The organism is Janibacter anophelis NBRC 107843 (assembly GCF_001570945.1).
GTDB classification, from domain to species: Bacteria; Actinomycetota; Actinomycetes; order Actinomycetales; family Dermatophilaceae; genus Janibacter; species Janibacter anophelis.
Genome location: NZ_BCSQ01000087.1, coordinates 1 through 9,197, shown reverse-complemented (window position 1 = coordinate 9,197; position 9,197 = coordinate 1). Strand labels below are relative to the sequence as shown.

General features: G+C 72.6%; 8 protein-coding genes and 1 pseudogene. 8 read left to right on the top strand and 1 reads right to left on the bottom strand.

Annotated elements, in window-relative coordinates:
* From JAN01S_RS15800 to ftsY, 5 genes and pseudogenes are all read left to right on the top strand, one after another.
* Positions 1–1,115 (top strand): annotated as a pseudogene (locus tag JAN01S_RS15800) (chromosome segregation protein SMC); the annotation flags it as partial.
* A gap of 91 nt (positions 1,116–1,206) precedes the next feature.
* Positions 1,207–1,440, top strand: a complete 234-nt coding sequence (locus tag JAN01S_RS16980) for a hypothetical protein (RefSeq protein ID WP_157075803.1) — start codon at positions 1,207–1,209, stop codon at positions 1,438–1,440.
* Complete coding sequence (locus tag JAN01S_RS15790; RefSeq protein ID WP_068319697.1) at positions 1,437–3,425, top strand: M13 family metallopeptidase; 1,989 nt, start codon at positions 1,437–1,439, stop codon at positions 3,423–3,425. Before JAN01S_RS16980 ends, JAN01S_RS15790 begins: the two co-directional genes overlap by 4 nt.
* 5 nt (positions 3,426–3,430) lie before the next feature.
* Positions 3,431–3,880 (top strand): DUF309 domain-containing protein, encoded by a 450-nt coding sequence (locus JAN01S_RS15785; RefSeq protein WP_068319696.1) that lies wholly within the window; start codon positions 3,431–3,433, stop codon positions 3,878–3,880.
* A gap of 85 nt (positions 3,881–3,965) precedes the next feature.
* Entirely contained in the window at positions 3,966–5,465 is a 1,500-nt protein-coding gene (ftsY, locus tag JAN01S_RS15780) for a signal recognition particle-docking protein FtsY (protein ID WP_068319695.1), read from the top strand.
* A gap of 75 nt (positions 5,466–5,540) precedes the next feature.
* Here ftsY and JAN01S_RS15775 read toward each other — a convergent pair whose 3' ends face one another.
* Positions 5,541–6,284 carry a DUF4333 domain-containing protein gene (locus tag JAN01S_RS15775; protein WP_068319694.1) on the bottom strand — a complete coding sequence of 248 codons (744 nt, stop codon included), beginning with the start codon at positions 6,282–6,284 and terminating at the stop codon, positions 5,541–5,543.
* A 243-nt stretch (positions 6,285–6,527) separates the two neighbouring features.
* On the opposite strand from JAN01S_RS15775, the gene JAN01S_RS15770 reads away from it, so the two are divergent.
* From JAN01S_RS15770 to JAN01S_RS15760, 3 genes are all read left to right on the top strand, one after another.
* Positions 6,528–7,865, top strand: coding sequence for an ammonium transporter (locus JAN01S_RS15770; RefSeq protein WP_084360323.1), 1,338 nt, complete (start codon positions 6,528–6,530; stop codon positions 7,863–7,865).
* Positions 7,862–8,200, top strand: coding sequence for a P-II family nitrogen regulator (locus tag JAN01S_RS15765; protein ID WP_068319693.1), 339 nt, complete (start codon positions 7,862–7,864; stop codon positions 8,198–8,200). The genes JAN01S_RS15770 and JAN01S_RS15765 overlap by 4 nt, the downstream gene beginning before the upstream one ends.
* 12 nt (positions 8,201–8,212) lie before the next feature.
* Positions 8,213–9,197, top strand: a 985-nt coding sequence (locus JAN01S_RS15760; protein WP_502685842.1) for a [protein-PII] uridylyltransferase family protein, incomplete at its 3' end; no start/stop codon positions are given.

Below are 9,197 nucleotides of genomic sequence, written 5' to 3'. Positions count from 1 at the left end.
AGATCGCCGCCCGCGAGCGCCTGCGGGCACGCCGCGAGCGCCGCCGCCGAGAGGCCGAGGTCGCCGCCGCGGTCGAGACCGCGGCCCGCTGGTCGGCGGAGCGCACCGCCGCTGCCGCCGCCGTCGCCACCCAGCAGCGGGACGCGGGGGAGAGCGCCCGGGCCGAGCGCGACGAGGCGCTACGCGGCCTGCGCACCGAGCTCACCGAGCAGCAGGACGCGCTGCGCGAACTGACCGACGAGGTCCACCGCGACGAGGTGGCCCGTGCCCAGCAGATCGCCCGCATCGAGCAGCTGCAGACCAAGGCCATCGAGGAGCTGGGCATCGACCCCGACGTCCTCATGGAGGAGTACGGCCCGCACCAGCTCGTCCCGCACGTCGCCGGGCCCGACGAGGACCCGGAGGCGGAGGACTTCCCCGAGCCGCAGCCCTACGTGCGCGAGGTGCAGGAGAAGCGGCTGCGCACCGCCGAGCGCGGGCTCAAGGCCCTGGGCAAGGTCAACCCGCTGGCCCTCGAGGAGTTCGCCGCGCTCGAGGAGCGCCACACCTTCCTCACGACCCAGTTGGAGGACCTGCGCCAGTCCAAGCAGGACCTGCTGGCGATCGTCGCCGAGATCGACGAGCGCGTGGAGCAGGTCTTCTCCGAGGCCTACGCCGACACGGCCGAGCAGTTCGCCGGGGTCTTCTCGCGGCTCTTCCCCGGAGGCGAGGGGCGGCTCGTGCTCACCGACCCGGGCAACATGCTCACCACCGGCATCGAGGTCGAGGCCCGGCCCCCGGGCAAGAAGGTCAAGCGCCTCTCGCTCCTGTCCGGAGGCGAGCGCTCGCTCGTCGCCGTCGCCCTGCTCGTCGCGATCTTCAAGGCGCGGCCCTCGCCCTTCTACATCATGGACGAGGTCGAGGCCGCGCTCGACGACACCAACCTCGGGCGTCTCATCATGCTCTTCGAGGAGCTGCGCGACTCCAGCCAGCTCATCGTCATCACCCACCAGAAGAAGACGATGGAGGTCGCCGACGCCCTCTACGGCGTCTCGATGCGCGGCGACGGCATCACCACCGTCGTCAGCCAGCGGTTGCGCGATGTCGCACCGGAGGGCCAGGCACAACCCGCGTGACACCCCCTGCGCCCGTCCCGCCCCCGCTCCGGTGCGGGTCCCGACGGCGGGTCGAGTTGAGCGGGCCGTCCGCACGGAGGACCATGGGGGCATGACCGCCATGATCGTGGGGCTGCTGCTGTGCCTCGTCCTGTCCGTCCTCGTCATGGGGCTGGTCGCCATCCCCGCGAGGCGTGAGGGGCGCGAGATCCTCACGGCGCGAGGGGAGCGCGTGGTGGTCAAGGTGCGCGAGAGCGCCGACGGTGCCGCGAGCCGCACCTCCGGGCTGATCTCCGGGACGTCCGGGGGCAAGCGCGCCGTCACCGACAAGCGAAAGGCCTCATGAGTTCCGTCGTCGACCGCACTCCCGCCCTCCGGGGGCCCGTGGACCCGCAGGTCCGTCCGCAGGACGATCTCTTCGGCCACGTCAACAACCACTGGCTGGGCAGCGTCGAGATCCCGGCCGACCGCGGTCGCTACGGTGCCTTCGACGTCCTGCGTGAGCGGGCCGAGGAGGACGTGCGCGCCCTCATCGAGGAGGTCGGCGCCCGGGCCGAGGCCGGCGAGATCGCTGCCGACGACGTCGCAGGCAAGGTCGGCGCGCTCTACCGCTCCTTCCTCGACGAGGCCCGCGCCGACGAGCTGGGCACCACGCCGATCGCCGACCTGCTCGAGAGCGTCGACGCGGTGACGAGCCTGTCGGACCTCGTGGCCCTCACCGGGCAGCTGGCCCGTGACGGCGTGAGCGGGTTCGTCCTGCCCTTCGTCAACACCGACGACCGTGACTCCTCCCGCTACGTGCTCTACCTCGAGCAGGGCGGGCTCGGCCTGCCCGACGAGTCCTACTACCGCGACGACCGGCACGCCGAGGTGCTCGCCGCCTACCGTCGGCACGTGGCGCGCCTCTTCGAGCTCGCGCTCGGGCGCGAGGGCGAGGCGGCGACCGAGTCAGCCGACCGGGTCGTCGACCTCGAGGTCCTGCTGGCCGAGGACCACTGGGACCGCGTGACCAACCGCGACCCGATCAAGACGTACACGCTCGTCGACGCGGCGGAGCTGACCGAGCTCGCGCCGGCCGTCGACTGGGGTGCCTGGGCCGCCGGTCTCGGGGCGGACGCCCCCTTCGCCGAGGTCGTCGTCCGCCAGCCGGACTTCCTGCGCGGGCTCTCCCTCACCCTCGGCAACACCCCGCTCGACACCTGGCGCGACTGGCTGCGGCTGCGCGTCGTCCAGGCGCACGCCGCCTACCTCGACGCACGGATCGTCGAGGCCGAGTTCGACTTCGTCGGCCGCACCCTCTCCGGCATCCCCGAGCAGCGCGCCCGGTGGAAGCGGGGCGTCTCCCTCGTCGACGCCTCCCTCGGCGAGGCCGTCGGTGAGCTCTACGTGGACCGCCACTTCCCCCCGGCCGCGCGCGAGCGGATGGACGAGCTCGTCGCCAACCTCGTCGAGGCCTTCCGCCGCTCCTTCGCCGCCTCCGCGTGGATGGGCGAGGAGACCCAGCAGGAGGCCATCGCCAAGCTCGAGGCCTTCACTCCCAAGGTGGGCCACCCGAACACCTGGCGCGACTACTCCTCCCTCGAGATCCGCGACGACGACCTCGTGGGCAATGTCCGTCGCGTCGCCGCCTTCGAGGTCGACCGCGCGCTGGCCAAGCTCGGCGGGCCGGTCGACCGTGACGAGTGGTTCCTCACGCCGCAGACGGTCAATGCCTACTACAACCCCGGGCTCAACGAGATCGTCTTCCCCGCGGCGATCCTGCAGCCGCCGTTCTTCGACGCCGAGGGCGACGACGCCGACAACTACGGCGGCATCGGCGCGGTCATCGGCCACGAGATCGGGCACGGCTTCGACGACGCCGGGTCGACCTTCGACGGGCAGGGCAACCTGCGCGACTGGTGGACCGCGCAGGACCGGGCCGCCTTCGAGGAGCGGCGGGACGCGCTCATCGCGCAGTTCGACCGCCTCACGACGCGCAATGCCCCCGGCCACACTGTCAACGGCGCCCTGACGGTGGGCGAGAACATCGGCGACATCGGGGGCCTGGCCATCGGCCACGCCGCCTACCTCATCGCGGCGGGGGAGTCCGCCGACGAGGTCGACGCCGACGGGCTGACCGGTCAGCAGCGCTTCTTCAACAACTGGGCCCGCGTGTGGTGCGGCGACGCCCGCACCGAGGAAGCCGTGCGGCTGCTCTCGATCGACCCGCACAGCCCCCAGGACGTGCGCGCCAACGCCGTGCGCAACATCGACGCCTTCCACACCGCCTACGGCACGACCGAGGGCGACGACATGTGGCTCGACCCGCAGGAGCGGGTCTCGCTCTTCTGACCACGGTGGCACGCGACCGCGACGCGCAGGGGCGGGCTGAGAACGCCCGTCCCCGTGACGGGCTCGGTCGCCCCCTGCCACACGGCAGCCCCGGGGTGGAGCGGGTCGAGGCCCGCGACCGCAGCCCCGACGAGGCCCTCGCCGAGGCGCAGGACCACCTCGACCGCGAGATGCCCTTCCACGCCCACGAGGTGCTCGAGGAGCAGTGGAAGGCGGCACCCGAACCCGAGCGTGCCCTCTGGCAGGGCCTGGCCCAGCTCGCCGTGGGCCTGACCCACCAGCGCCGCGGCAACCCGCGAGGGGCGCGGACGGTCACCACCCGCGGCGCCGACGCGATCGAGCGGTACGTCGCGATCGCGCCCCACGGCATCGACGTGGCCGGACTGGTCACGTGGGCGCGGGCGCTCGCGCGGGACCCGGACGGACAGGTGCCGGTCCCGCGCCTGCGTCGCTGATCCCGTGACCGCGTCGCCGGGACGGTCGACGCGGCAGTGACGGGGGTTCGTCGTCGTCAGGGGATCCTGCGAGGATGGCCACGTGATGGGTATCGACACCGTGATTGAGTACATCGCCGTCGCCGTCGGCCTCCTGGTCGTCCTCGGCGGACTCGCCGTCGCCTTCCTCCGGGGCGGTGGCAAGGGCAAGGAGCTGCCGCCGGAGCACCGGCCCCCGGAGCGGCCGAAGGGGAGCACCGACCACCGCAGCGGCACGATCGTCCTCGACCGGCCCAGTGACCACGCCAAGCCCCAGGCCCCACCGGAGGCGAAGGGGGAGCAGCCCCCCGCCGCGCAGCCCGGGACCACAACCCCGCCGCGGACCGAGGCCGGCCCCGAGCCGGTCACGCAGGAGCCGACCGCCCCGGCCGAGCCGGCCGCCACCGCCGCGCCGGCCACTGCTGAGCCCACGACCGAGCGGGCGACCGGGCCGAAGGCCGACGAGGACTTCACCCCGCCCCCGTCCGACGAGGGCGTGGAGCGGGCCCGGACTGCGCCACCGGTGACCCCGGCCGAGCCCGAGACCGCGACCGAGCCGGAGGCTCCGGCCCAGCCCGAGGCGCCGACCGCGCCCGTCGACACCGAGGTCTCCGCTGCGGCCGAGCCCGAGCTCGACACCCCGGCCCCCACGCGCGACCGGATGCGGGCGCTGCGCTCCCGCCTGGCCCGCTCCAACGGCGCGATCGGCAAGGGCCTGCTCGCGCTGCTGTCGCAGGGCAAGCCCTCCGAGGAGGACTGGGAGGAGGTCGAGGACACCCTGCTGGCCGCCGACCTCGGCATCGAGCCGACGACCGAGCTCGTCGACTCCCTGCGCGCGCACGTCTCCGTCGACGGCACGACCGACCCCGAGGTGGCCAAGGACTGGCTCTACGCCGACCTGCTCCAGCTCGTCGACCCGAGCATGGACCGTGGCCTGGCGGCCTCACGGGTCGGCGACCGTCCCGCGTGCATCCTCGTCGTCGGGGTCAACGGCACCGGCAAGACGACGACCGTCGGCAAGCTGGCCCGCGTGCTGGTGGCCAACGACCGCGACGTGCTCCTCGGCGCGGCCGACACCTTCCGCGCCGCCGCGGCCGACCAGCTGGAGACGTGGGGCGCCCGCGTCGGTGTGCCCACCGTGCGCAGCGACCGCGAGGGCGCCGACCCGGCCGCGGTGGCCTTCGACGCGGTCAAGGCCGCTGCCGACACCGAGGTCGACGCGGTGATCATCGACACCGCCGGGCGCCTGCACAACAAGGTCGGCCTCATGGACGAGCTGGCCAAGGTCAAGCGGGTCATCGAGAAGCAGACCCCGATCGACGAGGTCCTGCTCGTCCTCGACGCGACGACGGGGCAGAACGGCCTGGCCCAGGCCAAGGTCTTCGCCGAGGCGGTCGACGTCACCGGTGTGGTGCTCACCAAGCTCGACGGCACGGCCAAGGGCGGCATCGTCGTCGCGGTGCAGCGCCAGCTCGGCGTGCCGGTCAAGCTCGTCGGGCTCGGCGAGGGGCCGGACGACCTGGCCCCCTTCGTGCCCGAGGCCTTCGTCGACGCGATCGTCGGCTGACCTCCACGGCTCACACAGCAGGGCCCCGGTCGCACTCGGTGCGGCCGGGGCCCTGCTGCGTCGCGGGAGCGCGATCTACTGGAGCGGCTGGTTGAAGGAGAGGTAGTACCTCGAGCCGCCGGAGACGTTGACGGCCCAGGCCACCTCGACGGTGACCGTCGAGGTGGTGGTCTTGCCGGGGATGGGCGCCGTGCAGTAGGTCTTGCGGCCCTCGATGAGCGTGAGGCTCGACGGGCAGGAGATGTCCTCCTTCTTGTGCCCGTAGGCCTTCATCCCCCGCGCGATCTGCGCCTCGACCTCGGAGGCGGGCAGCTTGAGGTTCGGGTCCGTGTTGGCGGTCGAACCGGCCGGGGTCGGCGGGACGGTCGCGTTGGGGGCGGAGGTCGTGCTCGTCGTGGTGTACGTCGACGTCGAGCTGCTCGTGCTCGTCGAGGTCGGCGGGTCCGTGCTCGTCGGCTCGGTCGTCGTGGGCTCCGTCGTCGGGTCCGTCGTCGTCTCGCTCGTGCTCGTCGAGCTCGCCGTGGTCGTGTCGTCGTCGTCCGACATGGCGACCAGGCCGATGCCACCGCACAGGCACAGCACGAGCACGAGCCCGATCGCGCCGGCGATCCAGGCCCACACCGGGACGCCACCCTTCTGCGGGGGCTGGCCGTAGGGCTGCCCGTAGCCGGGCTGCTGCCCGTAGGCGGGCTGCTGTCCGTTGGGCTGCTGCTGCCCGTAGGCCGGCTGCTGGCCGTACGGAGGTTGCTGACCCTGCGGGGGCTGGGGGCCCTGGCCGGTGGGTCCCGACTGGCCGGGACCGGGGGGCGGCATGCTCATGGTTCTCCCTGCTGATGGCGGGGGAGTCCACACCCTGCGTTCCCCCGCGGTGACGTGTGCGTACTGCAGGTACAACGGTAGGTCACGCCCCCTTCGGCCGCATCGCGGGCACCCCCCTTCCCGTCCCACCACCTGGGACGAGGGGTGGGACGTCACGCAGCCTTAACGTCGAGGCGAAGGGAGAAACACTCGCGTAACGCAGGGAGTGACGCGGCGAAACCGGCCGGGCGCAGCGTTGCGTCCATGGAAACCGCACTCGACTCCGGCCTCACCGCCTGGATGCTCATCAGCGCCTCGCTCGTGCTGCTGATGACCCCGGGCCTCGCGCTCTTCTACGGCGGCATGGTCCGCACCACGTCCGTCCTCAACATGATGATGATGTCCTACGGCGCCATGGCGGTCGTCGGCGTCGTCTACGTCCTGTGGGGGTGGTCGATGTCCTACAGCGAGAGCTCGATCGCGGGCATTTTCGGCAACCCCTTCACCCACTTCGGTCTCGACGGCGTCATCACCGACTCCGCCGGGGAGTACGTCCTCTCCGACGGGCTGCCGGTCATCGTCGACGTGGGCTTCCAGGTGACCTTCGCGATCATCACCGTCGCCCTGATCTCCGGCGCCATCGCCGACCGGGCCCGGTTCGGCACCTGGCTGGTCTTCACGGCCCTGTGGGTCACTCTCGCCTACTTCCCGATGGCCCACATGGTGTGGGGTGGTGGCCTGCTGAGCGGTGACGGCCCCTTTGCCTCGATCGCCGAGCCCGTCGACTTCGCCGGTGGCACGGTCGTCCACATCAACGCCGGTGTCGCCGCTCTCGTGCTCGCGCTGATCGTCGGCAAGCGCAAGGGCTTCGGCAGGACCGCGATGCGCCCGCACAACCTGCCCCTCGTCATGCTCGGTGCCGCCCTGCTGTGGTTCGGCTGGTTCGGCTTCAACGCCGGCTCGGCCTACGGAGCCGACGGCGTGGCCGGCCTCGCCTGGGTCAACACGACCACCGCCACCGCCGCCGCGATCCTCGGCTGGCTGCTCGTCGAGCGGCTGCGTGACGGTCACGCCACCTCGCTGGGTGCCGCCTCGGGTATCGTCGCCGGCCTCGTGGCCATCACGCCCGCCGCCGGCTCGCTCTCGCCCGTCGGGTCGATCGCCCTCGGCGCGGTCGCCGGTGCCATCTGCGCCTACGCGGTCGGTCTGAAGTACAAGCTCGGCTACGACGACTCGCTCGACGTCGTCGGCGTGCACCTGGCCGCCGGCCTCTGGGGCACCGTGGGCATCGGCTTCCTCGCGACCGACGGCGGTCTGTTCTACGGCGGCGGCGCCTCGCTGCTGCTCGTGCAGATCCTCATCGCGCTCGTCGCGGTCGCGATCTCGGCTCTCGTCACGACCGTCATCGGTCTGGCCCTGAAGTACACGATGGGGTGGCGGATCAGCGAGGACGACGAGGTCTCGGGCATCGACGCGGCCGTCCACGCCGAGTCCGGCTACGACTTCGGTGGTGTCGGCGCCAGCCGCGCCGGGTCGCTGCTGTCCTCCACCCCCCTTCCCGCCACGGCCAGCACGGTCACCGAAAGCGAGGTCCGGGCATGAAGCTCGTCACCGCCATCATCAAGCCCCACCAGATCGACGACGTCAAGGAGGCCCTCGAGTCCTTCGGCATCACCGGCATGACCGTGAGCGAGGCGAGCGGCTACGGCCGCCAGCGCGGCCACAGCGAGGTCTACCGCGGGGCCGAGTACACCGTCGACTTCGTCCCGAAGATCCGCCTCGAGGTCCTCGTCGATGACATCGACGCCGAGTCCGTCGTCGGTGTCGTCGTCTCGGCGGCCCGCACCGGTCGGATCGGTGACGGCAAGGTCTGGGTCACCCCCATCGACGACATCGTGCGCGTGCGCACCGGGGAGAAGGGAGTCGAGGCGATCTGAGCCTCGGACACCATGACCCGCACCGGAAGCGACATGCGATCCGCGCGGCTCGATCTCGCCGGCACCCGGGAGTTCACGCTCCCGGGTGCCGGCGAGGCCCGCCGCGCCGCGATCAGCGAGGCGACCCGTAGCTGGCTGACCGATCTCCACCTCGACGCCGTGGGGGAGCGCCCCGGCATCGCGCTCGCCGCGGTGGGCTCCCTGGGGCGTGGCTGGTCCGGCCCGCTCAGCGACCTCGACCTCGTCCTCGTCCACGACGGCCGCAGCATCCGCGCCGACGACCTCACGGCCATGGCCGACCGGCTCTGGTACCCGATCTGGGACTCCGGGCTCGCGCTCGACCACTCGGTCCGCTCCGCGGCCGAGTGCCGCAGCGTCGCCCGGGAGGACCTCTCAGCGGCGGTCGGCCTGCTCGACCTCTCCCTTGTCGCCGGCGACGAGGAGCTCGTCGCGGGGGTCCGCTCCACCGTCTCCCACGACTGGCGCTCGGGGGCCCGCACCCGGCTGCCGCAGTTCGTCGAGTCGGTGCGGGACCGTCACCACCGGCACGGTGACCTGAGTCAGCAGGTCGAGCCCGACCTCAAGGAGGCCCTCGGGGGTCTGCGCGACGTCACCGTGCTCGACGCCCTCACTCGAGCGTGGCTCACCGACCGCCCCCACGGGGCCGTCGAGCCGGCCCTGCACCACCTGCTCGACGTGCGTGATGCCCTGCACGTCGTCACCGGTCGCGGCCGTGACCGGCTGCTGCGCGAGGAGCACGACGCCGTGGCCGCACTGCTCGGCCTCGGCGACGCCGACGAGCTGCTCACGAGCGTCTCGACCTCGGCCCGCACCATCGCGTGGGCCCTGGAGTCCACGATGAGGCGGGCCGGCCAGAGCCAGCGTGCGCGGACCCTGCGCGTCGGGCCGCGCCGCCCGCTCATGAAGCCTCTCGGCCACGGCCTCTTCGAGCACGACGGCGAGGCGGTGCTCGGGTCGACCCGGCTCGTCGGGGTCG